Source organism: Streptomyces ziwulingensis (genome assembly GCF_039542605.1).
Lineage (GTDB): Bacteria > Actinomycetota > Actinomycetes > Streptomycetales > Streptomycetaceae > Streptomyces > Streptomyces ziwulingensis.
Genome location: NZ_BAABIG010000054.1, coordinates 116,018 through 142,384 on the forward strand (window position 1 = coordinate 116,018; position 26,367 = coordinate 142,384).

General features: G+C 69.9%; 17 protein-coding genes and 1 pseudogene. 7 read left to right on the forward strand and 11 right to left on the reverse strand.

From position 1 onward, the window contains the following. Positions 1-19 precede the first annotated feature (19 nt). Positions 20-979, forward strand: a complete 960-nt coding sequence (locus ABEB00_RS25095; protein WP_425586564.1) for an AraC family transcriptional regulator — start codon at positions 20-22, stop codon at positions 977-979. Positions 980-1,406: 427 nt separating this feature from the next. On the opposite strand, the gene ABEB00_RS25100 is transcribed toward ABEB00_RS25095, so the two are convergent. Together ABEB00_RS25100 and ABEB00_RS25105 are read right to left on the reverse strand one after the other, a co-directional pair. Beyond that, complete coding sequence (locus ABEB00_RS25100; protein WP_425586566.1) at positions 1,407-2,492, reverse strand: threonine aldolase family protein; 1,086 nt, start codon at positions 2,490-2,492, stop codon at positions 1,407-1,409. A 39-nt stretch (positions 2,493-2,531) separates the two neighbouring features. Then, positions 2,532-3,182 (reverse strand): hypothetical protein, encoded by a 651-nt coding sequence (locus tag ABEB00_RS25105; RefSeq protein WP_345622446.1) that lies wholly within the window; start codon positions 3,180-3,182, stop codon positions 2,532-2,534. A 625-nt stretch (positions 3,183-3,807) separates the two neighbouring features. Between ABEB00_RS25105 and ABEB00_RS25110 the strand changes: the two genes are divergently transcribed. From ABEB00_RS25110 to ABEB00_RS25125, 4 genes are all read left to right on the forward strand, one after another. Beyond that, on the forward strand, positions 3,808-4,461 hold the full coding sequence (locus ABEB00_RS25110; protein ID WP_345622448.1) for a hypothetical protein: 654 nt from the start codon (positions 3,808-3,810) through the stop codon (positions 4,459-4,461). Positions 4,462-4,498: 37 nt separating this feature from the next. Continuing rightward, entirely contained in the window at positions 4,499-6,034 is a 1,536-nt protein-coding gene (locus ABEB00_RS25115; RefSeq protein ID WP_345622449.1) for a glutamate-cysteine ligase family protein, read from the forward strand. Beyond that, a complete protein-coding gene (locus tag ABEB00_RS25120; protein WP_345622450.1) occupies positions 6,031-7,767 on the forward strand; it encodes a flavin monoamine oxidase family protein in 1,737 nt (578 codons plus the stop codon). The genes ABEB00_RS25115 and ABEB00_RS25120 overlap by 4 nt, the downstream gene beginning before the upstream one ends. Positions 7,768-7,872: 105 nt before the next feature. Beyond that, the gene (locus ABEB00_RS25125; protein WP_345622451.1) at positions 7,873-9,099 is read left to right on the forward strand and encodes a metal-dependent hydrolase family protein; all 1,227 of its coding nucleotides are present in this window, start codon (positions 7,873-7,875) and stop codon (positions 9,097-9,099) included. A 320-nt stretch (positions 9,100-9,419) separates the two neighbouring features. On the opposite strand, the gene ABEB00_RS25130 is transcribed toward ABEB00_RS25125, so the two are convergent. The 6 genes from ABEB00_RS25130 to ABEB00_RS25155 all read right to left on the reverse strand — a co-directional run bounded on the left by ABEB00_RS25130 (position 9,420) and on the right by ABEB00_RS25155 (position 22,474). Further along, the gene (locus tag ABEB00_RS25130) at positions 9,420-10,811 is read right to left on the reverse strand and encodes a polymer-forming cytoskeletal protein (RefSeq protein WP_345622453.1); all 1,392 of its coding nucleotides are present in this window, start codon (positions 10,809-10,811) and stop codon (positions 9,420-9,422) included. Positions 10,812-10,907: 96 nt separating this feature from the next. After that, entirely contained in the window at positions 10,908-14,681 is a 3,774-nt protein-coding gene (locus ABEB00_RS25135) for a hypothetical protein (RefSeq protein WP_345622454.1), read from the reverse strand. Beyond that, positions 14,678-17,122 carry a hypothetical protein gene (locus ABEB00_RS25140; protein WP_345622455.1) on the reverse strand — a complete coding sequence of 815 codons (2,445 nt, stop codon included), beginning with the start codon at positions 17,120-17,122 and terminating at the stop codon, positions 14,678-14,680. The genes ABEB00_RS25135 and ABEB00_RS25140 overlap by 4 nt, the downstream gene beginning before the upstream one ends. 138 nt (positions 17,123-17,260) lie before the next feature. Continuing rightward, positions 17,261-21,241 carry a DUF6603 domain-containing protein gene (locus ABEB00_RS25145; protein ID WP_345622456.1) on the reverse strand — a complete coding sequence of 1,327 codons (3,981 nt, stop codon included), beginning with the start codon at positions 21,239-21,241 and terminating at the stop codon, positions 17,261-17,263. A gap of 204 nt (positions 21,242-21,445) precedes the next feature. Continuing rightward, complete coding sequence (locus ABEB00_RS25150) at positions 21,446-22,177, reverse strand: hypothetical protein (protein WP_345622457.1); 732 nt, start codon at positions 22,175-22,177, stop codon at positions 21,446-21,448. A gap of 171 nt (positions 22,178-22,348) precedes the next feature. Then, positions 22,349-22,474, reverse strand: coding sequence for a hypothetical protein (locus ABEB00_RS25155; protein ID WP_345622458.1), 126 nt, complete (start codon positions 22,472-22,474; stop codon positions 22,349-22,351). 23 nt (positions 22,475-22,497) lie between these two features. On the opposite strand from ABEB00_RS25155, the pseudogene ABEB00_RS25160 reads away from it, so the two are divergent. Together ABEB00_RS25160 and ABEB00_RS25165 are read left to right on the forward strand one after the other, a co-directional pair. Beyond that, a pseudogene (locus ABEB00_RS25160) lies at positions 22,498-22,729 on the forward strand (rhamnogalacturonan lyase family protein); the annotation flags it as partial. 45 nt (positions 22,730-22,774) lie between these two features. Continuing rightward, the gene (locus ABEB00_RS25165) at positions 22,775-23,014 is read left to right on the forward strand and encodes a rhamnogalacturonan lyase family protein (RefSeq protein ID WP_345622459.1); all 240 of its coding nucleotides are present in this window, start codon (positions 22,775-22,777) and stop codon (positions 23,012-23,014) included. A 126-nt stretch (positions 23,015-23,140) separates the two neighbouring features. On the opposite strand, the gene ABEB00_RS25170 is transcribed toward ABEB00_RS25165, so the two are convergent. The 3 genes from ABEB00_RS25170 to ABEB00_RS25180 all read right to left on the reverse strand — a co-directional run bounded on the left by ABEB00_RS25170 (position 23,141) and on the right by ABEB00_RS25180 (position 26,365). Continuing rightward, positions 23,141-24,325, reverse strand: a complete 1,185-nt coding sequence (locus tag ABEB00_RS25170; protein ID WP_345622460.1) for an MBL fold metallo-hydrolase — start codon at positions 24,323-24,325, stop codon at positions 23,141-23,143. An 83-nt stretch (positions 24,326-24,408) separates the two neighbouring features. Beyond that, on the reverse strand, positions 24,409-25,194 hold the full coding sequence (locus tag ABEB00_RS25175; RefSeq protein ID WP_345622461.1) for an SGNH/GDSL hydrolase family protein: 786 nt from the start codon (positions 25,192-25,194) through the stop codon (positions 24,409-24,411). A 217-nt stretch (positions 25,195-25,411) separates the two neighbouring features. Beyond that, on the reverse strand, positions 25,412-26,365 hold the full coding sequence (locus ABEB00_RS25180) for a peptidoglycan DD-metalloendopeptidase family protein (RefSeq protein ID WP_345622462.1): 954 nt from the start codon (positions 26,363-26,365) through the stop codon (positions 25,412-25,414). Positions 26,366-26,367: the final 2 nt, after the last annotated feature.

Here is a 26,367-nt window from a genome sequence, read left to right on the forward strand (position 1 = left end):
ATCGTCTACGGTGTCTTCCGTGGATCCTTTGAGTTCGCTGCTGAGCGGCATCCGGGCCGAGGGGTCGGTCTTCAGCCATGCGCTACTGACCGTGCCCGGGACCATCCGCTTCGCCGACGACGCGCCGCTCACCATGATCGGTGTGCTGCGGGGCGGCGGCACCCTGCTGCTGCCCGACGGAACCGAGCAGGTGGTCGGTGCCGGCGTCACCGCCCTCGTGCGCGGCCCCGAACCGTTCCACCTCGCGGACCACCCCGCCACCGTGCACAGTCCCCATGCCACTCATGAGATCGCCTGCTCCACCCCGAACGACGAGTGCTCCGCCCAGGAAGTCGGCGGCATCCAGTGGGGCGCCGACGCGAAGGAGGCGACCGCGCTGATCGTGGGCGCTTACCGCGCCTCGGGCCACCGCCACGAGCGGCTGCTGCGAGCCCTGCCACCCGTGCTGGTGGTCGAGGGGGACGCCGAGGTGTGTGCCTGGCTGGAGACAGCCGCCGCCTACGCCGCCCGTCAGTCGGCCGGTTCACAGGCGCTGATGGACCGGCTCCTCGACTGGGCCCTGGTGTGCACGCTGCGCGCCTGGTTCGACAGGGCGGGTGCTGACGCGCCCTGCTGGTACCGGGGCCTCGCCGACCCGGTCCTCGGCCCCGCCCTGCAGTCCTTCCACGACCAGCCCGCCGGGGCGTGGACGGTGGCCTCCCTGGCCGCCCGGTCCGGTGTCTCCCGGGCGCTGTTCGCCAAGCGCTTCACCCAGTTGATGGGCCGTCCGCCCCTCGCCTACCTCACCGAGTGCCGCTTGGACGAGGCAGCGGCGCTGCTCGCCGACACCGACCTCGGCATCGCCCAGATCGCCAGGTCCGTCGGCTATGCCGACGCTTTCGGTTTCAGCGCCGCGTTCAAACGCCACAAGGGCCTGAGCCCCAGCGTGTTCCGCGCCACGACGGCTGCGGCGGCTCCGGGCGCTCCCCGGCCGAGGTAGCCGGGCACCGTACGGGCTGGGTGAGGCGAGAAGTACTCGCCGGAGGAGGCACTGCTGTGGTCGTTCGATTCGCGGGCGGTCCGCTCGCCGGTCGCGCTCTGGAGACCACCGACGCACCCTGGGCCTGGGCCTGCTCTCGACGAGCGGTCGGCAGGCCGACACCGCCTCCGTCTGCTGCCGGCCAGGCGACCGGCTGCACGCTGGGGGCTGCCCGAAGCACCGGTTCCCGTTCTCCACCTCGAACCACGGGTAGCGGTGCGCCCGCCCAGAAACCGTTGTCCGAACCGCGGTCAGCCCCGGCGACGCAGCCGCCGAAGAGAAGACCTCGCCCGGACATGGGTGACCGCAACGATCGGCGTCGCAGCGGAGGTCCACTACAGCCTGGAGCTGCTGAGGGAGAACCCGGAGCTTCCTCACTTCCGGCTTGTCACCTGGTCGACTCCCTCACCACGTTCCCGAAACTTTCGACGTCACCCTCGGTGGTGTCGAAGGAACACATGAGGCGGACCTCCCGCGTCTCCTCGTCGTTGACGTAAAACGAGTACCGATCGCGTAGTTGAGCCAGAGATTGCGCCGGGAACCGGGCAAAAACCGCGTTCGCGTCGACCGGTCTGGACACCGTTACCCCCTCGACCTGTGAGAGCACGACACTCAAGCGCCTGGCCATCTCATTGGCGCGGGTGGCATTGCGCTTCCAGAGATCTCCTTCGAGCAGTGCCTCGAACTGGACCGACAAGAAGCGCATTTTGGAGGCCAGGTGTGTGGACCGTTTGCGCAGGTAGGGGACGCCGGCGACCGCTGAGGGGTTGAGAACCACCACGCATTCGCCAAAAAGCAGGCCGTTCTTTGTTCCGCCGAAGGACAGGATGTCCACCCCGGCTTTCGTGGTGCAGGCAGCTAGATCAGTTCCCAGGGACACCGCGGCGTTGGCCAGCCTCGCGCCGTCCATGTGCACGGCCAGTCCCTGGGCGTGGGCACGGGAGGTGAGGGCGTGGAGTTCCGTCAGGGTGTAGCAGGTGCCCAGTTCGGTGGACTGGGCGAAGGAGACTGCCTGGGGTTGCGCACTGTGTACGTCCCCGGCCGCCTGGACGGCGTCGTCGATCATGCAGGGAGTGAGTTTCCCGTCCTCCGAGGAAAAGGTGAGCAGTTTCACGCCCGCCATGTGTTCCGGCGCACCACCCTCGTCCCCATGTAGATGGGCTTGCTGGGAGCACACCACCGCACCCCAACGGTGGGTGACGGCTTCCAGCGCGATGATGTTGGCGCCCGTCCCGTTGAAAACGGGGAAGACCTGGGCGTCCGGCCCGAAATGGCGGCGGAACGTCTCCTCCAGGTGCTGGGTGTAGGCGTCCTCCCCATACGCCTTCTGGTGGCCACCGCTGACCAGGCTCAGCGCGGCGAGTACTTCCGGGTGAGCTCCCGCGTGGTTGTCACTCGTCAGTTCCCGCGAAGCGGGGTCGTGGCGCAGTACGGCGTCCGTGCGGACCGACGGCTCCGGCCCGGTGCGTCCCACACCTGCGGTCGACGGAAGGTCGGCGGGCACGGCACCCCTTCAAGTGCCCGCGACATAGGTCCAGTACGGGTCGATGAGAGCGCCCAACTGCCGGGCGGTGTGCAGGAGCCGGTCGGGCTCCTCCCCTTGCGCCAGCCCGTGGTGGAGCACCTCGAGCGTGCCTTCAGCCACCTCGGGTGGCGGCTTGTCTCCCCAGGACTCCATGTAGGTGATCACCGGTTGCGGCACGTCGGGCAGGTGTTGGGTGGAGGCGATGATGCGGGAGAACAGCGTGCACCAGGTGGAGAGGTCCGTGTGGAGGTAGAGGGCGGCCTCGGCCGGCCCTGCGTGCATGCCCATCCACGTGAGGTCCCGCACCACCCGGAACATGCCTTCGTCGGCGGGCACCGGTGGTATGTCGCCGTCGGTGATACCGACCGAGGGGGCGGCCTCGCGCAAGAGGCCGCGCGCGGTGGCGATCGTGTGCAGGATGAAGGAGAAGAGAGCGGCCGGCTTCTCATGACGGTGTCGCGCCACGAGAAGTGCGTAGGTGGAAAGCTCAGCCTCCTGGCACTGGAATTCCGCGAGCAGTAGCCGCTTGAAGTGATCGGTGCCAACGTCCCCTGTACGCGCGAGACTGATCAGCGCGTTCCCGCGTACGAACCGGTCGACGTCCGGCTTCATGGCTTCTATCAGCTGTTCGGGTTTCATGCGCGTTCCTCGGTTCGAAAAGGAGGTGCCCGGCCCGCACGCCGGCGGCCACCTCCATTTTTCCCGGAGCCCACCATGTTAATCTGCTGCTTTCGAGACAGTGACCGACATGCCCGTCTTGCGTGAGGTTCGCATCGCGTCGACTTCTACTTGTTTCCAGCCGCCTTTTCGTCAGGTGTGCGAAAGGACAGCCTGCAGAGACTCCTGAGGCTCTTGAAGACTGCGAATGAGCCAGTGTTTCAGCGCCTGCCACTTTTCGAAAGTGGCCGGTATGTGACACGTCTCCATTCGCGCACTCCCCGGCCCAGTTCCGCGTCGCGGTCCACGGGATTTACAATCTGCGCGATTTAGTCGTGCCGGACCTCGAATCTTCACGGCCGTGCGGCGCAGCCGGACGGTACTTTTCGAAGTTCTCGCAGGTCACGAGGGCAGGATCAGGAAGTTCGCGCCCTTAGGGGCTCGATTCATTTTTTGGGAGTAGCATCGCAATGAGGCACGGCGAGCGAAACCGACGGTGTGGTACCGGACCCGCCCTCTGTCAGCGCGCGCTCACGAAATTTGCTTTTCAAGGCGAATGGAGAAGTGGACCTTCCGTCGTGCATTCCCACAGAGAAGGGTCTCCGCCGTGCATGTCACCGAGTTCGTCGAGTCTGTCGGGGTGAACATTCCTCGGCATGTCAGCGCGAACGAATTCCTGTCCCTGGCCCGGGAAGGCATGATCGAGAAGAAACACTTGAGAACGTACGCGCTCTCGGACTTTCACTCTCAGGAAGCCCAGTGCGCCGCCTACGGGCTGCTGATATCGCGGTACCCGCAGGAGGTGCCCGTGGGATTCTTCTCGTTCGCCGTACAGCGGGTGGCCGTGGCGCGTCGACGTTTGGTGGCCCAGCTCGCCCCGGCACTCGACCTGTCTCTCGACGACCTGCGTAAAACGCCCCCACCGGAGCCGGTGCGCCGCTTCACGGAGTTCGTCTCCTGGGCGGCGCTCCACGCGGGGCCGGGTGAAGCGGCGTTGCTGGTGCGCACCGACGTCGCCCTTTGGTCTCACAGTTGCTCGGTCCTCGTCGATTTCCTGAGCGAGGCGCAGTACGCGCCCGAGGCAGCAGTGGAGTACTTCGGTGCCCATCAGGAGAGCCCGGGCGAGATCGCGGACGGCGCACTGGAGGTCATCGAGTCCGGGCGATCCCTGGGCGAACCGGCCGAGTGGATCGCCCGGAGCGCTCGGAGGGCGGAACCGGTACGGCGTTCCTGGTGGCGGGCGGTGGCCACAGGGGGCTGACGGCGGCGACACGGCGATCGGACGGGGTGCGTCAGACATGGAGGTGAGCATGGGCCGCGCAGTCGCTCAACTGGCTTTCGACGACGAGGACTACGTGCTCTTCCGCGTCCGTCTTCTCCAGCAGCTCCGCACGCTGGCAGACCTCACCGATCGCCCGGGCTTCGGGGCCCGGCCGCCGACACTCGGGGCAGAACTGGAGATGACCCTCGTCGGGGACCACTGTCGTCCGGTCCCGCTGAACGCCGCCGTGCGGGACGCGCTGCGCGACGACCGGCTCACCCTGGAAGTGACCCGGCACAACCTGGAAGTGAACTTGACCCCGGTTGCGTTGGCCGGGCGCCCGTTCACCGCACTGGCTGAGGAAGCGACGCAGATGCTGGCACGGGTCACCGCCCTGGCCCGCGTGAACCACGGGGCCCAGGCGGTGAGCATCGGGACGCTTCCCACCCTGACACCTGCGGACCTGACAGATGACGCGCTCACCCCCTCGCCGCGCTACCACGCGTTGGAGCGCGCAAGGGTGCGGCGCTCTCCCGCGTCCTTCCCCCTGCGCATGCGAGGCCAAGAGTTCTTGCGAGCACAGTCCGTGGCAGTGCAGGGAGCAGTCTGTTCCTGGCAGGTGCACCTCACCGTGCCCCCCGATCGCTTCAACCGCACCTTCAACGCCGCCCAGTTCGCCACCGGCCCCGCCCTGGCAGCCGCGGGCAACTCGCCCCTGCCATTGGGGCGCCACGGCTGGCAGGAGTCCCGTATCGCCTGGTACGAGCAGGGCTTCGGGGACCGCCGTCCCGGCCGGGGCCGGGGAGCGCCCCGGCCCCGGGTCGGCTTCGGCCGCGACTGGCTGCGCGGGAGCCGGTCAGCCGGCTTCGAGGAAGCCGTACGCCGCTACGACGTCCTGCTGCCCGACATCACCCCGGGCGGTGACAACCGCGAGAATACGAGCGGATGTCCGCCACTGGAGGAACTGCGGCTGCACCTGAGCACTGTGTGGTCCTGGAACAGGCCGGTGTACGACCCGGTGGGCCATCTGCGGATCGAATTCCGGGCGCTTGCCGCGGGGCCGACGCCGCTGGACATGGCGGCGAATGCGGCGTTCCTCATCGGCCTCACCCTCTCGTTGACGTCCGAGGGGCACGACGTGGGAGCAACTCTGCCCTTCGCGTACGCCAGGTCGAACTTCTACCGGGCCGCACGCGACGGTCTCAGCTCCTCCCTGTGGTGGCCCTCCTCGACGTCCGGCGCGCCGCGAGAACACAGGGCAGCAGACCTGGTCCGGCAGTTGCTGCCGAAGGCACGGTCCGGCCTCGTGAGCGCCGGAGTGAACGCCGCGGAGGCAGATGGCTTGCTGGACCTGCTGCGCCACCGGGTCACCACCGGCCGCACCGGCGCACAGTGGCAGGAACGGGCTCTTGAGGCGCTGGACGGGCTTGGCACGCCCACCCGCCTCGACCGGCCGGACCGGCGTACATCTGCACTGTGCGAGTTGACCGACCGCTACGCGCAACTCGCCGAACGCCAGGCGCCCGTCCACACCTGGCCCCTGCCACCCCACTCCTCATGGAGCCCTCGATGAGCCCCAACCCGTCCCCGCCCGCCGCCGACCTCCAAGCCGACTTCCCCTTCGACTACGCCGCCCACCTCGCCGGAGGCCGGCGGATGGGACGTCTGCCGGAACGCGCCGAAGGGCCACGCATCGCTGTTGTCGGTGCCGGCGGCAGCGGTCTGGCCGCCGCCTACGAACTACTGCGCGCGGGCGGCCGGCCCGTGGTGTACGAGGCCGAGCACAGTACGGACGGGCCGGGCGGGCGGCGGCTGGGAGGCCGGATGTACAGCCGCCGCCTGGAGGAGAACGACAGTGCGGTGGTGGAACTGGGCTGCATGCGTTTCCCCGATTCAGCCACTCTGCTGCACCACTACGGGGGAACGTTCGGCGTACGGTTCGCCCCGTTCCGGGAGAACTATGCGGCCGCTACTCCCCTGACCGTGCTGGACATCGACGGCCGGCAGTACCCCGCCCGGGAGATCGACGATCTCTACGACCTGAACGACGACTTCCGTGAGGCGCACACACGTTGGCGTGCAGCACTGACCCGCATCGGCCTGTTCCAGCTCCAGAGAGACCTCGCCGCACGGGAAACAGCCGCCGTGCGCCAGCGCTGGCGCGAGGTGGTGACCCGGTTCGAATTATGGACATTCTACCGCTTTTTGCGTGATCCCGAAGGTGCGGGCCTCACCCACGATCAGGCACGGGTGCTGGGCACCGCAGGAGTGGGGCCCGCCGCATGGGACGCCTTCTTCGACCTCAGCATGGTGGAGATCCTGCGCCTGCTCCTGTGCACCGAGGGAGGTGACCAGCTCTTCGCGTGTGACGGCATCAGCCGTCTCGCGGAAGGATTCTGGACCCATCGCACCACCGATCCCCGGGGGCGCAGGTGCAGTCTCGAAGCGGTGAACGAGGGCGTCCTGCGACCCGCTGTCGTCGCGCTGGATGTCGAACCGCAGGCGTCGAGGGGAATCGTGGTGCACAGCGAGGACGGCCGCAGCGAACGCTTCGCCGCGGCCGTCTTCACCCCTCAGTTGCGTCTGCTGGAGACGGGCGTGCGACTGCGCTCCACCGAGGCCACCACTCCGGTGCTCGGACCGCGGCTGTGGCGCGCCGTGCGCCGGCTTCACTACCACCAATCCGCGAAGACCGCGCTCGTGGTCCACCGCCCGTTCTGGGAGGAGTCCTCCATGGACGGGGTCACCCTGACCGATCGTCTGCCCCGTGCGTCGTACACCATCGACTACGGTCCCCCTCGCGGCCCCGGCGGCCGCCAGGGCGTGCTGGACCTCAGCTTCACCTGGGCACAGGACGCAATGAAGATCGGCCCCTCCTCCCTGGAGGAACGGACCGCCTTGTTCGTCGGCGAACTCGCCGCGATCCACCCTGACATGGCAGCCGAACTTCAGGACCAGGTCCGCATGGGCCAGGCAGTCACCGTCTCATGGGAGAACCAGAAGAACTTTCGAGGACTGTGCCGCTTCTCCCGGCCAGGCGACCACGCCTACCAGCGTGATCTGTTCGCGCACTTCATGAAGGACTTCGCGGGGGAACCGGCCGTGCCGGGCGAGCCACCCAACGCGCTCTTCCTCGCCGGGGACGACACTTCCTGGTCCCCCGGCTGGCTCAACCACGCCCTGGCCTCGGGCCTGAACGCCGCCTGGGGGGTATTACGCCAGTTGGGCTCCCACCGCGACCCTGACAATCCGGGCCCCGGGGACCTCTGGCACGAACCCGACTACTCCCCCCTCAGCGCCCCTTGATAGCCGACCGAGGCGTGCGTCCCGCCCGCAAGCTCTCGCCCGCCCGGCTTCGGGGAAAGGCTTTCAGCAAACTCACCGCGCCACGACGATGACAGAGGTATGCCCATGCCCAAGCCCCCTGGCCGAGATCTGCTGCTGCGTCCCGACCGTGTGTGGGACGCGATCGAGAAGGGGCCCGTGGACGGGTTGTCCGTGCTGGTGCGCGAGGGCCGCATAGCAGCCGTCGGACACGACCTCGCCCCTTCCTCGCAAGCGGACGTGCTGGAGATGCCTGGCTGCACCCTCATGCCCGGTTTCATCGACTGCCACGTCCACCTGCTGGACGAAGCCGCGGACCTGAAGCCGTCCGCCTATCAAACCCTCACAGCGATCCCCGCCCTGACGTCTCTCCTGGCCAACGGGTTCACGACCGTCCGCGATCTGGGCAGCGCCCATCTCCCCCTCAACGTCTCCCTGCGGCAAGCCGTGGAGGAGGGCCTCATCGAAGGTCCTCGCATACTCGCCGCCCCCAACATCCTCTCCCCCCGCGGCGGCCACGGAGACAAGCAACCCTCCATGGCCCAGCGGTACGGGCGACCCGTCGGCACCCTCGCCGACGGGCCCGACGAACTGCGCCGCGCGGTACGCGAGCAATCGCGGGCCGGAGCCGACTGGATCAAGTTCGCGGGCGGCGGAGGCTTCTCCTCCGCCGTCGACGGCCCCGCCAGTACCGCCTACTCCCGTATCGAGATGCACACCATCGTCGCCACCGCCGACGATCTCGGGCTGCCCTGCGCGGCGCACGTCTTCACCGACCGCGCGGTCCTCCGCGCCGTCGCCGCGGGCGTACGCAGTGTGGAACACGCCTGCCTGGCGACCGAGACGGCATACCGATCCATGGAAGACGCCGGCACCTACCTGGTGCCCACCCAGTACGTACAGACATATTTCCTCAACCGGCTCGAGGACGACGACTGCTGGGACAGCGATACGACCGTCCTCCGCCAGAGTTACGCAGAGCACGCCGACACGCTGCGCGAGGGGCTGCTGCGGCCCGCCCGCAGTACCGTGAAAGTCGCCTTCGGCACTGACGCGGGCATGTTCCCCCACACGGACAACTGGCGCGAATTCCCCACCATGATCGCCAACGGTTTCACACACTTGCGTGCTCTGCGCGCGGCAACCAGTGTCGCGGCAGAACTGCTGAACCGTCCTGATCTCGGCGTCATCGCCCCCAACGCGACGGCCGACCTGGTCGCAGTGAAGGGCGACCCTTTCCGCGACATCACCGCCACCGGACGGCCCCGCTACGTGCTCCAGCAGGGATGCCCCGTCAGGGGCCTGCCGAAGTGAGCCGGCGTAGGCGGAGCGGGGACCACGCCCGGTCTCTGTCCACCGGCGGTCGTGGACAGAGCGGAAACGGATCCTCCCGGCTCATCCACCACAGCCTCGCCGAAGTCAGACGCCTGATCACCCGCCTCACCGACCGCCGCCCCACCCCGGTCGACCACATCCTGCACTGGTCGACACGGCGACGACGACGGCAATATCAAGCTCGGCTCAGTCACTACAAGCGCCGTGGACACAGCCCCTGAAAACTGCCCAGCACTCAGAACAAGCACCGTCGCGGTACTGAGTCAGATGAAACCGACAACCGAGAATCAAACGCTCCCTCAGTCGAAGGAGATCCGCCACTGCGCCGAGTTCACATCATTGCCCGGGTCCCACACCGCCACCTGGCGGCGGCTGTCGCTGACGAACATGGTGGCGTAGAAGTAGCCCGAGTAATGGTTGTTCCACAGCGAGACGGTGTCGTTGTTGGAGAACACCTTGTAGCCCTTGGCCTTGCTGTCGCCCGTCACGTTCAGATCGCATCCCGAGATCAGCTCGGTGTTGCTGTTGATGGAGAGCTGCTCGCTGTACGGGCCGCGCAGCTCGCGGATCCGGACGTAATGGTCGTTGCTGACGGCGTTGACCTGGCCGTATGCGTTCAGGGTGCCGTTGGCGTTGAGGGTGCTGTTGACCGTGAGGTCGCCGCTGACCTGGGCGGAGCCCTCGGAGTACAGACCGCTCTTGGCGGTCAGGGAGCCGTTCACGGTGAGACTGTTCTGCGTGTAGGTGTTGCCCTGGACCGTCAGGCTGCTGCCGACGTCGGCCGAGCCGTTCACGGCGAGGGAGTTGTTCACGACGAGGGAGTTCCCCACCGCCGCGTTGCCGCTGATCTCCAGTCCGGACTCGCCCGATATCTCTCCCTCGACCGTCAGCGCGTCCAGCGTCGGGTTCTTCACCGTGAGGGTGAGAACGGCGTACTGATGGATCGTCTCGAAGCCGCTGCCGACGTCCTCGGGGGACATGGACGCCTCCAGCGTGAAGGTGGTGTCCATGGCGAGGCAGTCGTCGGGGAGGGTGAAGAACGTGTCGGAGCCCTCGTAGACGATCGCGCCGTCCCCGTTGAACACGCGGTAGTGGGAGCCGTTGCTCTCCCACGAGAGATACGGGTTGTCGTCGCTGGAGAACCTGGTCTTCGGGGCGGTGGCGCTGTCGTCGTCGCGGGCCAGGAAGGCGTTCAGATAGAAGACGGGCTCCGTGACGGAGAGCGGTACGGTCCGGCGGCGCGACGCGAAGTCGTCGGGGTCCGACGAGGTGTCGGAGTGCTCGGTGAGGTGGAGGTCGAGGGCGCCGGTGCTGTCGACCAGTTCACCGCTGACCCCGAGATGCAGCGTGCCGTCGAACGGTTCGCTGTCGTCGCCCTGGTAGTGGAAGATCGCCCGGTAGTACAGGGCGTCACCGGCCAGCCCCAGATGCTGGGCGGACACCTGGACCAGGGATCCCGCGCTCCAGTTGCCGTCCGAGGAGAAGACCGGCTTCGGGTCGTCGGTGAAGTACGCGCCCCCGCTCTTGGCGTCGCCCGGCACGGCTATCTGGATCCAGTCGCAGTACGTGTCCTCCGCTCCCGCGGTGACGGTGATCGTGATTCGGCCCTGGGAGTTGGTCCCCGCGGTACCCGCCTGAAGGGGTGCCGGACTGGTGGCGACACGGTAGGTGAGCAGTGGCTGATCGGACATGCGGTACCTCCTGATACTTCGTATGTACTTACGTCACGGGACCGGGAACGGTGGAACGGGTGGTGCGGTGGCGCCCATGTGCTGCTGTGTGCGCCCTTACTCGTCGGGGTCGGGGAACAGCCGGAGCAGTCCTTCCTCGAGTGTGGGCGGACGGTACGGGAACTGGGCGTCCGCCGGTGCCGCGGTCAGGTCGTACGGCGTCCAGGGGCCGCCCGGCGGCGGGGCCGGGCGCAGCCAGGACCAGGTGCCGTGTCGGGTGCTGGGCCGCGGGAAGGCGACGGCGCCGTCCTCGCCGCTGCCGCCCAGGACCGGCCCGAAGCGGAACAGGGCCTGGAGCCGGCGCAGCGCGCCGTCGACATGCTGCTGCGCGACGGCGACGGAGGCCGTGGGGGTGATGCCGGTGACGGCGTGGATGCTCGCGCGCGGGTCGACCAGCAGCAGCAGCCGGGTGGGCGCGCGGTCGCCGAACGTCAGGTGGAGGTAGTTGGCCGATGAGGGCGGTTCAGGGGTGCCGGGCGGTCCGATCCGGACGATGAGGTCCTGGCCGTCGTCGGGGGCCGTGACACTGTCGAAGCGCTCGAAGTCGTAGCCTCCACCGGGCGCGGCCCGGTAGAAGCCGATCAGACCGTCGTCGCGGGCGGCCTGGTCGCCGAGGCGGACGGCGAACGGGTCGGCGGTGAAGGTGGGTGCGGGCGGGGCGAGGCTGGCCTGCCAGCCGGTGGCGCGCAGCGGCGGGCCGTCCAGGGTCAGCCGCAGCCGGGCCTGGACCAGCGCCAGCGGCCGTCCGACGAGCGCGGACAGTGTCTGGTCGGTACGGCGGCCCAGCGGGTCGGTGGTCCACAGTGTGGAGTCGACGACATCGAGGAAAGCGCTGAGGTTGGCCTCTCCGCTCAGCCGCCGCGAACGCAGCAGAGCGGCGATCACCGGGGCGAGCGCCTCCACCTCGCCGAGGGTGGTGAGGGTGCCGTCGGGCGGGGGTTCCCACTGGCCCCCGCGGGCGCCGGTGCCGTCGGTGAGGGTGCGGTAGCCGCCCAGGAACCGGCCCTCGGGGTCGTACAGCAGCAGACTGCCGTCGAGATGGTTGGGCAGCAGCCAGCCGGTGACGGGGCTGGGGTCAGCGGCGGTCTCCACCCCCCGGGTGCCGGTGGCGGCGTCGAGGAGGTCGAAGTCGAGCCGGGCGGGCTGAAGCGGGCGCGGGGGCAGTTGGGCGACGGCGGCGACGGTCGGGGTGAGGGAGGACTCGGTGGTCAGGGCGGTGTCGATGATCAGCGGGAAGTTGCGGTAGTCGTGCAGTCCGCCCTGCTTGAGGTCGGGGCTGACCACATCGAGGACGCGGCCGAACTTGTCGTAGAGGAAGAGGTCCGCCAGATGGATCTGGCCCTGCCGGGTCGGGTGGAACTGCGCGCTCTCGCCGCCGGGAAGATACGGGACGCTGGTGACCCGGCCTCGGTACCGGGCCGGCAGTCCGTCCTCGGTCGCGGCGTCGGGGAAGCCGGCGAGGCCCGCGATCTCGGAGAAGTGCCGGTCCTGGGCGGTGGGGCGGCGGAAGGCGCGGGTGTCCCGGGCCGCGATCCGGTCGTTGAAGCCGGTCAGTTCCTGGGCGAGGATCCCCCAGTCGCCGATCGCGCCCAGCCAGGCGTCGAGCCGGTCGCGCTGGACGTCGGAGCCGTGCCGGGTGATGAACTCCTTCAGCCGGGCGGCGAACAGGGTGCGCGGATGCGGGCCGAGAGCGGAGATACCCATCACGGCGATCCGCTTCGGGGCGGGTGCCGAGCCGGGGACATAGCGGTAGTCGGTGCCGTCGAACGCCCAGCAGCTCTTCCCGCCGACGGTGTGCGGGATATGGCTGTAGTCGGTCCGCCACTCCATGAACAGCGGCTCCCAGGGCTGGCCCCAGGGGTCCACACCCAGCGCGGGCAGGGTGCCGGTGTAGTCGTCGGGGCGGTGCGCGGCGAGGGCGGCGCCGACATCGGCCGGGGACACCCCGCCGCTGCTCCCGGCGAGGGCGGCGGCGTTGCCAGGGTCCAGCAGGAAGTACTCCGCGAGCAGCCCGGCCACCTCAGATGGAAGCCCGGCGAGGCCCGGAAACGTCGGCATCGGCCCCTGACCGGGGGCCGCGGTGAGGGTTCGGTCCCGGACCGTGAGGGCGCTGACCAGCGTGGCCGGGCCGCCGTCGGCGAGCGGCCGGGTGGGAACGGGCCGGTCGGTGACGACGGCGTCGGACGGGGGCCTGATCCCCGACACGCTCACCACGGGGTTGACGGCGTGCCAGTACGCCGGCCGGGGCACCGCCTTGAGCGTGGCGCCCTCGGGCAGTCCCCTGGCCGCGGCGAAGGCGCTGATCCCGGCGGCCAGCGCGGCCTGGGCGTGGGGGTGCCGGGCTGTGGTGTCCGGCTGGGGCACCCGTGCCGCCAGGGTCCGCGCCTGACCGGTCCTCTCCCGCATGGTGTGCGCGAGGGAGCCCGTGCGGGTGGGGTCCAGTTCGGCCTGGAGGTCCTCCTGGTCCGGCGCTCCCACGGGCGGCGGGTCCAGGATGCCGAGGACACCCTGCTTCAGCCAGAGGGAGTTCAGCCGCCACTGGAGGTCGTACACCTCACCGAGGAGGTCGTCCAGCCGGTTCTGGTCGTCGTTGAGGGTGGACAGCCAGGCGGGCGGGACGAACGGCGGTGGAGGCGGGCCGTCCGGCGTCTGATCGGCCGGTGGTGGGGTTACCGTCCACCGGTATCCCCCCGACGAGGCGCCGAACGACGCTGCGTGGATCGCGCGCCGGACCCGTTCGTCGCCGCCCTTCTCGTCGGCGACGGCCAGTAGATCGTGCAGGAACGCCCGCAGCAGTTGGATGTCCTCGGCGGCGGGGCGGGCGCCGGTGGCCTTCAGGGCGTGACCGGCGAGCGCGGTGAACGCGTCCTCGGTCGTACTGCCGAGGGAGACATGCAGCGCCCCGCTGTCCTTCACGGTGTGTAGTGGGTCGGGGGAAGGCGGGTGGGACGCCGCCGGGTCCCACGCGACGGTCAGCGCCAGGCCCTGGTAGAGGCTGCGGGCGGCCGGGTTGAGGTCGCCGTCCAGTACGGGGTTGCCGGTGAGCCGGGGGTCCTGCCAGCCGAGCCGGGTGAGGAGGCCGGCGTACGAGGTGTCCGGCGGGAGTGTGGCGAGGACATCGGCGCCCGGATCGGAGTACCAGCCGACGACCTGGTACCCGAGGGTGTCCGCCCCGGGGATGTCGGAGAGATCGTCGAGAAAGGAGAACACATTGGTGTTGTGCGGGGTGTAGGTGGTGAAGTACGGGTCGCCCGCGCTCATCGCGGTGAGGAACAGCGGGTCCCGCCCGGCCCGTTCCGACCACGGGGTGTCATCGGTGTGCGGGAAGGCCAGCCCGATCGAGACCTGGACCGACTTGGATGTCCGGGCGCTGCGGTAGGGGTCGGTGCTGGCCCGCCAGGCGTCCAGGGTTTCGGCGCCGACCAGATAGGAGCTGGACTCTTCGAGGACATGCCCCCGCTGGGCGGCGTACGAGGTGTGCGGGCAGTCGCTCTCGATCACCCAGGCCCTGACCCGACGCCGGGCGCCGCCGCTGAACCGGGTGACCAGCCAGCGGTTGGGCAGCAGCGGGTAGGCGACCTCGCCGGTGGCCGGGTCCTCCACACCGTGGCGCAGTCCGCGCGGCAGCGTCCAGTGCAGATGCACCCCGGTGTGCCGGAACAGGGGGCCGTCGCTCTGGCGGTCCCCTTCGTCCGGCTCGGGGCTGAGGTAGTCGCGCAGGGCCAGGTAGTTCTGCCGCCAGGTACGGAATCCGTCCCGGCGCAGCACCGCCTGAGTCACCACGAGCGCGTCGAGACCGATCGGTACGACGAGGGCGGGGCGGGTACTCATACGGGGGCTCCTCCGGTCGCCGGGAACCGGTCCCCGTCCGGACCGTCGAAACGGATTGCCTCGGGCACCTTGACCAGTTGCAGGGCGAGATCGGCCGGGCCGACCGTGCCCACGGAGGTGCCGTGCGCGCGGTCCAGGGCACCGTTCAGCGCGGTGACCAGCGAACCGACGTCCAGGACGCGGACGTCCGGGTCGGCGGACGGCCGCAGATGGCGCAGGACGTCGAAGGTGACGTCCGTGCCGAACTGCTCGCCCAGCGGCAGCCGGGGTCCGGCGTCCGGCAGCAGACTGCGCAGCGGGATCAGTCCGTCGTCCTCGACCCCGAAGCGGAACCCTTCCTGGGGTTCGGCGAGTTCCACGGTCGCGGGCACCCCGTTGAACAGGCACAGCAGCACGGACGACGAGAGACGCTCCATCCGCAGCACCGGCAGCGGCGCGCCCGTCGTGTCCACTGCCCGGACGGCGAGATGGGGCCAGCCGGAGACGAGGGCGGAGCGGAGCAGCAGTCCGGAGACGGTGCCGAGGGGGCCGCCGGGGTCACCGGGACCGCTGGGGGCACCGGGATTTCGGGGACCGCCGGGATCGCCGGGAGCCTTGGGATCGCCGGGCCCGGCGTCACGCAGCGTGTCCCGGTGCCGGGCCGCCGCCCCCGCCACCTCCGCCCGCACCACCGCGGCCACGATCTCGTCCTGGAGGGTGTCCCGGCTCGACTGGGCGCCGATCCCCAGCGCCCCGCCGATCAGCGCGTCCCGCCAGTTCGGGTCGGTGTGGAAGAAGCGCAGCGACTCCGGCGGCAGCATCCGCGCGTCCGGCACCAGCCGGGTGAACGGCACCGGTATGAGCAGCAGCAGCCGGGCCAGCCAGTCCACGACCGGCGTGCGGCGTTCCCTGAGTCCGGGGTCCTCGTCCAGCGCCCGCGTGACGGCCGTACGGGCCGCGTCGGAGCGCAGGAAGACGTCCAGTTCCGCGCTCGGATCGCCCGGCGCGGGCTCGGGCGCGGGCGGTGACCAGGGGTCACGGGGCCGGGCGGGCGTCGCCCCCAGGGTGCTGAGCAGTGGCCCGTCGAGCAGCGTCCCGAACGCGGCCCGTGCGGACCGGGGCGGGCCGGACGAGTCCCCGCCCCCGGAGGGCAGATGGCTGCTGGTCTCCTGGTGGTAGAGGGTGTCGACCAGGTCGTGCGTGGCCCGTTTGAAGGTGATCAGATGCTGGACGTACGCTGCGTCGGCCAGCGCCAGCGACCGGCCCGTCTCGAACGCGGTGGCCAGCGACACGTCGAAACTGCCCCAGGCGGGGTCGTAGGCGAGCAGGGCGTCCGCGGTGGTGGCGGTCGCCACCCGGTCCACGGCCGCGGCCAGTACGGGGGTGAGCGGCCCCCGGTACCAGCCGAAGGTCTGCTCGCCCGACCGGGTGCGGTACGGCAGCGGCACATAGCCGTCGCCGATCCGCCGGGCCACCTGCCGCCGGGCGGCCGGGGTGCCGTCGCTGTCCCGGTACGGGGAGGGCAGCCGCAGCCACATCTCCTCGCGGGTCTCCGGACGTGAGCCATCCGGAGTGCGGGCGAGCCCTTCGGCCAACGCCCGGAAGTGCGCGTCGCCGTCCGGGTGCGCCCAGAACGACCAGCTGCACAGCGACAGCAGCGCCACCGACGTACGGCCCTGGAAGTCCGGAGTGCCGGATCCGAGGAGCCGCTCGTGGCCCACCAGGGAGACCAGATGGACGATGTTCTTGGTGCGGTCTTCCGGGGGCGAACCGGGCGGCGCGGCGGCCGGGAAGCGGTGCGCGACGAGCACCGCGAACAGCCCGTCCTCCTGGATGCCCAGGAGGGGCCGGTCCCCGGTGTTGGCACCCCGACAGTGCGCGAGATACGGCAGATCCGCCAGCCGGGGCGTCACCTCGGGGAACACGGCGGCCGGAATCCGGATGACCTCGCACGGATCGTCCTGCCCGATGTCGGACTCCAGCGGCAGCGCGGGCTTGAGCACCTCCGGGTCGTCGGCGAGAAAGGCGCCCACGGTCGTCGACTCGGCCCGGGTCGGGGCGGTCGTCCCGCCGATCATCTGGTCGTCGGTGAGCACCAGCAGCGCCAGCCAGGGAGTGCCCCGGTCCGTGCCGCGCAGCTCACGCTCCCACGGCAGCATCGGATCACCGAGCACCAGATGCGGCAGCACCTCGGTGAACCGTCCCTCGGAGGAGTCCGGCGGCTGTCGGGCCACCACGGCGGTCGTGTCCAGGGCGACCTGCGGTGCGCGCACGGTGAACCGCTGCACGGCCCGGAACGTACCGCCGACCACATGGGCGTCCGCCGAGGGGTCGGTGCGCAGGGTGTGCGTGGCCTCGATCCGGTAGTCGCCGGCGGGCAGGGCGGGCAGATAATGGTCGTGCAGTTCGATGTCCCCGATCGGGATGGTGTCCCGGGCGGGGTGCTGCGGGCTCGCGCTCACGTCCGGCTCCGTTGCTTGGGTACGGGTACGGGTACGGGTGCTTGGGCGTGGGAGAAGGGGGCGGGCACCGGCCGTTGGGCCGGGGTTCGGCGCCCGTGACTTTCCGCCGGGGTCCTGCGGCGGTGGGCCCGTCGTCCCTCACCCGGGGTTCTGCACCAGCGGCGCCCGGCGGTACAGGTGCGCGGCCCCCGCCGCCAGCGCGGTCAGTCCGTCGCCCGGGTCCTTGAGCAGACCGGCGTCGGCCAGTGCCGCGCACACCTGATCGCGTCCGGTGCGGGCCGGACCTCGGTCGGTCTGCCCGATCCGCGCCACGCACGAGTCGTCGGCCACCGAGACGTAATCGCGGTCGGCGACGGGGGACGAGGACAGCGGGGCGAGGCCCGGCGGGATCTCATCCGCGCTGTAGTCGCTGAGCGGGAAGACCCCGCGTGAGCGGGCCAGTTCGGGCCGGGGCGCCTGGACGTCGTAGCCGACCGGGCGGCCGGTCAGCACCTCGGCGCCGGGCGCCTGCGGGGTGTGGCTGAAGGGGGAGGGTGGGGCGCCCCACAGGGACGCGGGGAGATTGTGGGTGCGGGCGGTGGCGGTCCAGCCGTCCATCGGCGCGGGCGCGTCCTCGACGTACAGCCGGAGCCGGTGCTCGCCGATGAGGCCGGTGCGGTTCATGGGGCGGATGTCGACGCCAGGGGTGTCCTCGGCGGCGAGGGAGGACAACGGGGCGTCGCCGAGCCGCAGATGACTGGCCGGCACTGCGGACTGGGTGAAGAACCGCAGGTCACGGGCGCGCGCGTACCACACCTTGCCGCTGTTTCCGGGGTCGTGGCCGGTGTCCTCGGCGGTCTTGTCGATGCCGTTGACCGGGCCGATGGTGATGACGTCGGCCGGTTTCGGCAGCATACTCGCGAAGCCGTCCCAGCCGAGCGCCTCGGCATCCGCCCCGGACGGACCGGGACCGAAGCTGATGGTCTTGGAGAAGCCCACGAAGTGCGCGGTGACCGAGCCACCGGTCGGCGGCCCCCACAACTCCAGATCGGCGCCCGCGGACGCGCTGAGTGTCTTGTGGATGATCCCGATGTCAAGGGTGTACGAAGCGCCGATGCTCACCGAGATCCGGGCGGTGAAGAAGAACGGCCGCCAGGACAGCAGTACATCCGCCTGGGCCGTGAACCAGGCCCGGAAGTCCCCCGCGTGGAAGACGATGCTCAGCCGCCCCCCGGCCATCGCGCACGACGGCGTCACCGCGAGATACGCCTGCGCGGTGATCGTCAGATTGCTGCTCACCGCCCATCTGATGCCGAGCCGCGGCACGTCCGGGTAGGCGGCGGGCCGCCGGAACGACGGGTGATAGCCACCGAGGGTGACCACGAACTGCCCCGCGTTGGGGTTCGACCCGAACCACATGGCGGCGGCGAACCCACCGGTGAGATGACAGTCGGAAGTCAGCACGTACGACACCGGCGCCAGCTCCGCAGCCAGCTCGAAACTTCCCGCGAGGGGCCGGATCACCGCCTCCAGCCCCAGTTCCGCGTACACATACGTACGGGTCGCGGACTCGGCCGGCATCGGCAACTGAAGCGTCGCGACGCCCAGCACGGCCAGCGCGAGTTCGTCACCGAACTCGGCGGCCAGAAGCACCTTGGAGTTGACCACCTCGGCGACGCTGAACTCGATCCCCAGGGCCAGCCAGTACGCCCCCTGGTGCGGCGCGATCCACTTCCGCGCCGGACCGCCGAGTACGGCGGGCGTCCGCCCCTCCAGTACCTCCAGCATCCCGGACGGCTTCAGATTGGCGTCCGGGCCCTGCTTGTTCAGTGCGAGCAGCGGGAACCCGGACACCTCGCGCGGGGTGGGCAGCGTCAGCTCCCGGTTGAACCCAAACCCCGCCATCAGCCCCGTGATCAGAATCGGCGGCGCGGCCACGATCGGCGCCTCGACCTGAGCGAACACGAACAACGACGGCTGCCCGTCCGTGAGCTGCGCGTACGAGCCGACCGCCGCGAGCGAGAAGTCCGGCACGGCGACGGTGGCGGTCCCGTCGTACTGGAACGCCACGCCCTCGTCCAACTGGTCGTCGGGAAGGCGCAGCAGCGCGCCCTCGATCTCGATCGGCGGCGCGGCATAGCCGATACCGACACCGTCGAGCCGGAACGCGGGCGCGAACTTCTCCAGCGACGACCCGACGGCCAGGCCGTCGAGCGACATGACGAGAGGCCCGACCTGAATCCCGGCGTCGAGGCCGAAGAGCAGCGTGTTGTGCTGGTAGATCACCCCGATGCGGTTGATCTGGACGACACCGATGGTCTTCTGAACGGTGATCCAGACGCCGGCGGAGGAACGGGACGGGGAGCTGCCGGTGGGGGCGTTGGCCTGCGCCGGGGCGCTGGGGGCGCTGGGGGCGCTGCCGTTCGCGGGCAGACCGAGGGCGACGGGTGTGCGCTCCTTCCCGATCCGCAGATCGGCGAGCGCGGCGGGACCTGCCTTCAGTCCGCCCGCCGGTAACTCCACGACCCGCGCCTTGTCGAGCAGCGAATTGACACTGCCGATGGCGGCGGCGTCGATCACCCCGGAGGAGTACAGAACCTGGAGATTGTCGACGGCGAGACTGCCGCCGAGCTCGGCGAGAAACCCTCCGACCAGCGGAAGTTCCGCGAGATCGATCCCGGCGGACAGATCGATGCCTACACAGAACTGCGCGGGGCCGCTCTGCGGCTCGACCCGGACGAACTTCGCGTCCTTCAGCTCGATGTGCAGACTCTCGGGGATGTCGGCGGCGAGATCGGCGGAGAAGTGGGCGACCCAGTCGCGCAAGGTGACTTCGGTGTCCGCGTCCTCGGGGGAATGGTAGGTGGCTATGAGGAGGCCGGTGCCGGTCTTCTCCTCGTCGAGGGTGATGTCGAAGGTGAAGTCGTCGACGGCCAGTCTTCCGCCGTAGCGGGTCGCGGTGTCGTCCCGGGTGACGGTCAGACCGAGTGAGGCGGTGACCCCGTCGGCGATCGTCATCTGCCCCTGACAGAGGAAGTCCACGACCTTGGTGCCGGTGGTGTACGAGAGCCAGAGGCTGGTGAGTTCCAGGGACCGCAGCGGCTGGGGGACATCGGGAAGGCGCAGGGCGCCGATGACGTCACTGATGCCGATCTCCCCGGCGGCGATTCCGCCGCTGAAGGTCCAGCCGCCGGTGGCTGTGCCGTTCTGGGCGGCGGAGACCTTGATGTCTATGCGGTGGCCGAGGGAGATGGTGCCCGAGGCCATGGCCACGAATTTCGAGGCCGGGTCGTAGTACAGGGACAGGGACAGAGCCGTCAGGGTGAACGGACCGATGTCCCAGCCGTCCTTGACCGTCATGGTGACGAAGTACCCGTCGCCGAGCAGGGCGTCGACGCGCAGTTCACTGATGGTCAGCGACTCGGGTATCTCGTCCACGGGTATGCCGAACGAGCCCAGTAGCGAGCGAACGTTGATCGGCTTCCCGTCGTGCGGTGTGCCCTCGACGGTCAGGTCGGGCAGCCATAACGCGATGTCCAGCGCGAGTCCCTTGATGTCGAGCGCGGCGACGACCGCCATGGACGTGACGTCGTAGGCGGCCGGTTCGGCTCCGTCCTTGCGGGACAGCCGGTAGTCGAATCCGGCGACGTCGCGGGCTGCGAAGTCGAAGGTGCGCAGCCCCTCCCGCGCGTTCTGCCATAGGGACGCGTCGCTGAGGAGTTCGCCCAGCTTGTCCAGTTCGCCGGTGAACGCCCCGGGCTTCCGCGGGCGTACTTCGGCGGTGAGGCGTCCGTCCTCGCCTTCGGTCACGGTGGCCACCACGTCGACGACATCGAGGGCGCCGCTCAGGATCAGGCTGACGGTGCCGTCCGCCGTCACGGTCACGGTCACGCCGGTCACCGCGAGGGTGACATGACCGCCGACCGGCCAGGCGGTGGACGAGCAGATGAGGGCGAGCGTCAGTCTGGTGTGCCCGCCGTCGATCTCCGCCAGGCCCGAGCCCGCCGCTCCCTGACAGATGCCGTTCGGGAACGTGGCCAGCAAGTCCGTCAGCGGGGTGGGGAGCGCGGTGTCCGTGGTGCGCAGGGCCGGTGGCTCGCCCAGACCGGTGAGATGTGCCTTGAGAGCGTCGAGATCCATGGAACTCCCCCTGTCGGGTCGCGGTACCGGTGCTGTCCGGCTAAGGGCTGTCCCGCATTTCCTGGTGGATCAGCGTGCGGCGTCAGATGCGGTGCATCGCAAGGCGGAGGGTCGTCCGCATACTGGATGTATGCGGACGATCCGACAACGCGGCGAGGTGCCGTAGCTGTCGTCGCGCGCCCGCCAGGAATCGCGGGACAGCCCTTAGCGGCAAAGGGCGCCATCTCCCATGATCTCCTCGGCTTCTGGTTGGGTCACCTCACGTCCCTTGCATTTCAGGGTGACATCCTCCCTGCGGACTCTCTTTGACAGGCCGTCCCATTCGTTGACCGCCCAGTCGAACGACAGCTCGGTGGTCTTGTTCGCCGGATCGATCACGGTGGACTGGGGCCATGGAAGGGGCCAGGTGGTCATGAAACTCGTGCAGAAACCTCCGAATCTGGCCATCTCCGCGGTCATTCGGACGACCCTGTGGAATGCACTTTGGGCTTCGTCCCAGGGTGGGGGTCGGTTGGTTTTCCCCTGGAGCGGCAGGCCGGTCAGATAAGTGTGGAGTGACAGCAGATCCGTCCGCAGCGTGTCGCCGCTCAATGTGCGAGTCGCAGCGTCTGCCGTGTAGCCGATCTGAATACGTACGTTCGGACCGGCGTCGGCGAGCCCCTGAGGGCACATCCCCTCCGTCTTGTCGACGGCGAGGTAGCGTTCGGCGTTGTTGTGCAGAACCGACCATCCCTGGAGGTACAGACTCTGCTTCAGGAAATAGAGGCGGACCTGCCCGGCTTTCAGCGTGACATCGACACGGAAGAAGCGCGCATCACCCGAGCTGCCCGGGGTGTGTGTTGCGTACCTTTGGCGGAGGAACTTAATCATCTTGCGATAGCGAGCCCCATACGGCTCGTCCAAGTTGTAGGCATGAAGGTCCGCAGGCGCAATCATTCCGCAATCCCCCCACCGGATTGTGCACCGCCCTGGCCCGCCACAGGCTCTCCGCTGATCGACGGAACGCGCAAGCCCCCGACGGGCCGGGGGAGAAGTTTCCGGACATGTGACGGAAGGTGCGGGTCGCGCCGGATGGCACCCCCTGGGCCAGGACGGGCGAAGATCTACTCAGAGCCAGCCGGGCACCACGAGGATCCGCCAGGTCGTCAGCGGAGCGATCACCGCCGTGCTCGACCCCCAGGTCGTCAACCGCCGGGACACCGCGTCCCGTTGTTTCTCGGGCGCGTGCGTCACAGGGACGCCGTCCTGGGACCGTACTGACGACTGAGACCAACAGCAGACGAAGACTCCCGCACAAGGCGAAGGTTGACCACACCCGTGCCGTCGTCGCGGCCTGGGGCTTCCGCGACGGCCGGCTCACCCGCCGGTGGACGTTCGACTCCAACGCCTCGGGAAACTCCCGGGCGGCCGGCCAGGGCAACCACCAACTGTCCATCGCCGACATCGATGCCGACGGCCGCCAAGAGGTCATCTACGGCTCCGCGACCCTCAACGACGACGGCACCCTGATGTACGCCACCGGCTACGGACACGGTGACGCTCTGCACGTCGGGGCGCGAAGAAGTTGTCCGGCGCCACTCCAGCAACAACGCCCTGCGCATCTACGCCACCCCGGCCCCGACCACCACCAAGCTCCACACCCTGGCCCACAACGCCCAGTACCGAGTCGCCCTGGCCTGGCAGAACACCGCCTACAACCAGCCACCCCACCCCAGCTACTTCTTGGGCGCCGACATGACCAGGCCGCCCCAGCCCAACGTCTACGTGCGCTGACCCGCCCGATCACCTCATGCGAAAGGGGAGCGTCTTCGCGGGCAGGCCGCCCCGCGGCCGAGGACCGGCGCACGCTCAGCCGGTTCCGTGCTCGGGTTCCAGGGGTCGTTGCGGCACCGCCTGGTTTCAGTACCGCAACGGTGCTTGTTCTGAGTGCTGGGCAATACCCTCAGCACCCGGGGGACGACGCCACGGATGCGCGATCGGCTGGGACACCGCCCGCCACCACGGCTCCACCGGAACCTTCCCCGCCGGTTCGAACGGCTCGCCCGGCCGCGGGGACGCCACCGCCTGGCCGGCCTCCTCCGCCGCGTCCTTCATCCACTCCCCCGGCTCCGCCCACGCGTGCGGAGCCAGGTTGAAGGTGCCCCAGTGGATCGGCAGCAGCACCCCGCCCGGAGCGCCTCCCTGCAGGTCGAGGTGGGCGCGGACGCCTTCCTCGGGAGTCATGTGGATGTCCGGCCAGAACTCCGAATACGCCCCGACCTGGATCATCGTGGCGTCGAACGGGCCGTGGGCGGCGCCGATCTCCTTGAAGCCCTCGAAGTAGCCGGTGTCGCCGCTGTGGTAGACGCGGTGGGCGTCGCCGGCGACGGCCCAGGAGGCCCAGAGGGTGTGCTGGGTGTTGCGCAGGCCGCGGCCGCAGAAGTGGCGGGCCGGGGTCGCGGTGAGGGTGATGCCGCCGACCTTCGTCGACTCGTGCCAGTCCAGTTCGCGCAGTTGCGCCGCGGGGACCCCCCAGTGCTCCAGGTGGGCGCCGACGCCGAGCGGGACGGCGAAGAGGGTGTCCGTGCCGGCCAGTGCCTTGATCGTGGGCAGGTCGAGGTGGTCGTAGTGGTCGTGGGAGATGACGACCACGTCGACCGGGCCGAGGGCGGCCAGCGGCAGCGGCGCGGGGTGCAGCCGCTTCGGGCCGGCGAAGGGGAACGGGGAGCACCGCTCGCCCCATACGGGATCGAACAGCACCCGGTGCCCGTCGATCTCCACCAGCACGCTGGAGTGTCCCATCCAGGTCACCCGCAGTCCGGTGGCCGGCGGGCGGGCGAGGTCGGCCAGGGTGGTGGCGTGGACCGGGATCGCCCCTTGAGGGGACCGGCGGGAGCGGGACTCGCGGTCGAAGTAGAGCTTGGCCAAGGCCGTCGTCGATCCGGCGGGCCGGGTCCGGGCGGTACCTCCCGGGTTCTGGAACACGCCGTCCGCGAAATGCGGCGATCTGCGGATGCGCGCCATGCGCTCGCCACTCGGATCCACACCGAAGGCCGCGGGGCGCCGGGCGAGGAGCCCGGGACTCGGGGAACGGTCAGCGGCCACGGGTACCTCCAGGTGGAGTAGGTCTGGCTTCCATTATGGTCGCCCGGTGTGACAGTCCCGGCCGGCAACTGCCGTACGGGGCTTCAGGCCACCGTCGCGATCCGGGTCCTGATGTCGGCCGCCGACAGGGTCCCCTTGGCGATCACATGGTCGCCGGAGGACTGGCCGCGCAGCCGGCGCCCGATCCACGGCACCAGGTACTCACGCGCCCACTGGACGTCGTCCCGCCGGATGTCGAGTGCGCCGCGGGGCGGCAGCGGCGGCCATGCCTGGTCCGGGTCGGCCGGCACCGGCAGGCCGAGAACCTGCCCGGCGCGGAGCGCCACCCGCGTGTGCCCCTCGGGCGAGAGGTGCAGCCGGTCGGCGTCCCAGGCCCGGCGGTCCTGGAAGCCGCGCAGCGACCACAGGTCCAGCACCGGGCAGCCGTACCGGTCGGCGACGGCCCGCACATGTCCGTTGTACGTGGCGATCTTGCCGCGCAGGTGCTTGAGGACGGGTACCCCGCGGGTGTCGAAGCCGGTGGTCACCAGCACGGTGCCGGCCACGGCGCTGAGCGCGCGGACGGCCCGCTCGAACCGCTCGGCCAGTTCGTCGGGGTCGGTGCCGGGCCGGATGATGTCGTTGCCGCCCGCGCAGAAGGAGACCAGGTCCGGCGCGAGTCCGACCGCCTGGGGCACCTGGTCCGCCACGATGCGGTCGAGCAGTCTGCCGCGCACCGCGAGGTTGGTGTAGGTGAAGTCGCCCTCGGGCCGCCGGTCGGCGAGCAGGACGGCGAAGCGGTCGGCCCAGCCGACCCATGACCCGTCGGGGCCGCGGTCGCCGACGCCCTCGGTGAAGCTGTCCCCCACCGCCACGTACGACCCGATCACTCTTCCGCTGTCATTCTTCGAATCGTCTGCCACGTCGGCCCATGATTCACCTTTGAATGTGACCTACGCGACCGTAGGGCGGGGTTGACCGGCGGTGAGAAAGGCCACTCGCAAAGTGTTCGCCAATTGCGGAATAAGTGACCCACTGAAAACCGGACATGACCGAAGGCCGGACCCGGGGATCGGGGTCCGGCCTTCGGCGGTGCGGGGGGGTGGCTCAGACGGAGACGCCGTGCGCGCGCAGGTAGGCGAGCGGGTCGATGTCGGAGCCGTAGTCCGGGGTGGTACGGATCTCGAAGTGCAGGTGCGGGCCGGTCACGTTGCCGGTGGCGCCGGAGAGGCCGATCTGCTGCCCCGCGGTCACGGTCTCGCCGCCGGCGACGGAGAGCGAGGACAGGTGGCCGTACTGGGCGTAGTGGCCGTCGCTGAGCTGGATGACGACCTGATTGCCGTACGCGCCGCCCCAGCCGGCGGAGACGACGGTGCCCGCGCCCACGGCCTTCAGGGAGGTGCCGGTCGGGACCACGAAGTCGGTGCCGGTGTGGTAGCCGCTGGACCACATGCTGCCCGACTGGTGGTAGGGGGTGCCGACGGTGCCGTTCGCGACGGGCAGCACGAAGCCGGAGGAGGTCGCCGTGGTGTTACCGGCGGTACCGGCCGACTGGGCCGTGGCGCCCTCGGCGTCGGAGGACTCCGCCGACGACTGCGACGGCTGCGTGGTCTTCGACCCGGCCGTGCCCGACCCGGCCGCCGGCGACTCGCTCGACTTCGACTCCGCGGTCGTGGCCGTCGCGGCCTTGCCGCCCACCGAGAGCTTCAGGCCCGGGTGGATCAGCGAGGGGTCCGAGCCGACGGCCGCGCGGTTGTCCGCGTAGAGCTTCTGCCAGCCGCCGCTGACGTTCTGCTCGTCGGCGATCTTCGCCAGGTAGTCGCCGCCGCGCACGGTGTAGGTGCGCTTCCCGGCGTCGTCGCCGGAGTCCTTCGCGACGGTCCTGGCGGCCGTCGGCAGGGACTGCGCGGCGTGCTCGGTGACGGACTGCGCGGGGGCGGCGTGGGCGCCGGCGGCCCCCAGGAGCGGAAGTGCGAGCGCGGCGCCGCCGGTTCCGGCGATGGCTATGGTGCGGGTCAGGCGCTGGGTCTTGGTACGGCGGTGCTTACCCTTCGCGGGCATGG

What these genes read in the sequence shown, in the direction of transcription:
- ABEB00_RS25105 (WP_345622446.1), bottom strand. Translation starts at nt 3,182, where the DNA reads ATGAAACCCGAACAGCTGATAGAAGCCATGAAGCCGGACGTCGACCGG.
- ABEB00_RS25115 (WP_345622449.1), top strand. Translation starts at nt 4,499, where the DNA reads ATGGAGGTGAGCATGGGCCGCGCAGTCGCTCAACTGGCTTTCGACGAC.
- ABEB00_RS25120 (WP_345622450.1), top strand. Translation starts at nt 6,031, where the DNA reads ATGAGCCCCAACCCGTCCCCGCCCGCCGCCGACCTCCAAGCCGACTTC.
- ABEB00_RS25125 (WP_345622451.1), top strand. Translation starts at nt 7,873, where the DNA reads ATGCCCAAGCCCCCTGGCCGAGATCTGCTGCTGCGTCCCGACCGTGTG.
- ABEB00_RS25130 (WP_345622453.1), bottom strand. Translation starts at nt 10,811, where the DNA reads ATGTCCGATCAGCCACTGCTCACCTACCGTGTCGCCACCAGTCCGGCA.
- ABEB00_RS25135 (WP_345622454.1), bottom strand. Translation starts at nt 14,681, where the DNA reads ATGAGTACCCGCCCCGCCCTCGTCGTACCGATCGGTCTCGACGCGCTC.
- ABEB00_RS25145 (WP_345622456.1), bottom strand. Translation starts at nt 21,241, where the DNA reads ATGGATCTCGACGCTCTCAAGGCACATCTCACCGGTCTGGGCGAGCCA.
- ABEB00_RS25150 (WP_345622457.1), bottom strand. Translation starts at nt 22,177, where the DNA reads ATGATTGCGCCTGCGGACCTTCATGCCTACAACTTGGACGAGCCGTAT.
- ABEB00_RS25180 (WP_345622462.1), bottom strand. Translation starts at nt 26,365, where the DNA reads ATGCCCGCGAAGGGTAAGCACCGCCGTACCAAGACCCAGCGCCTGACC.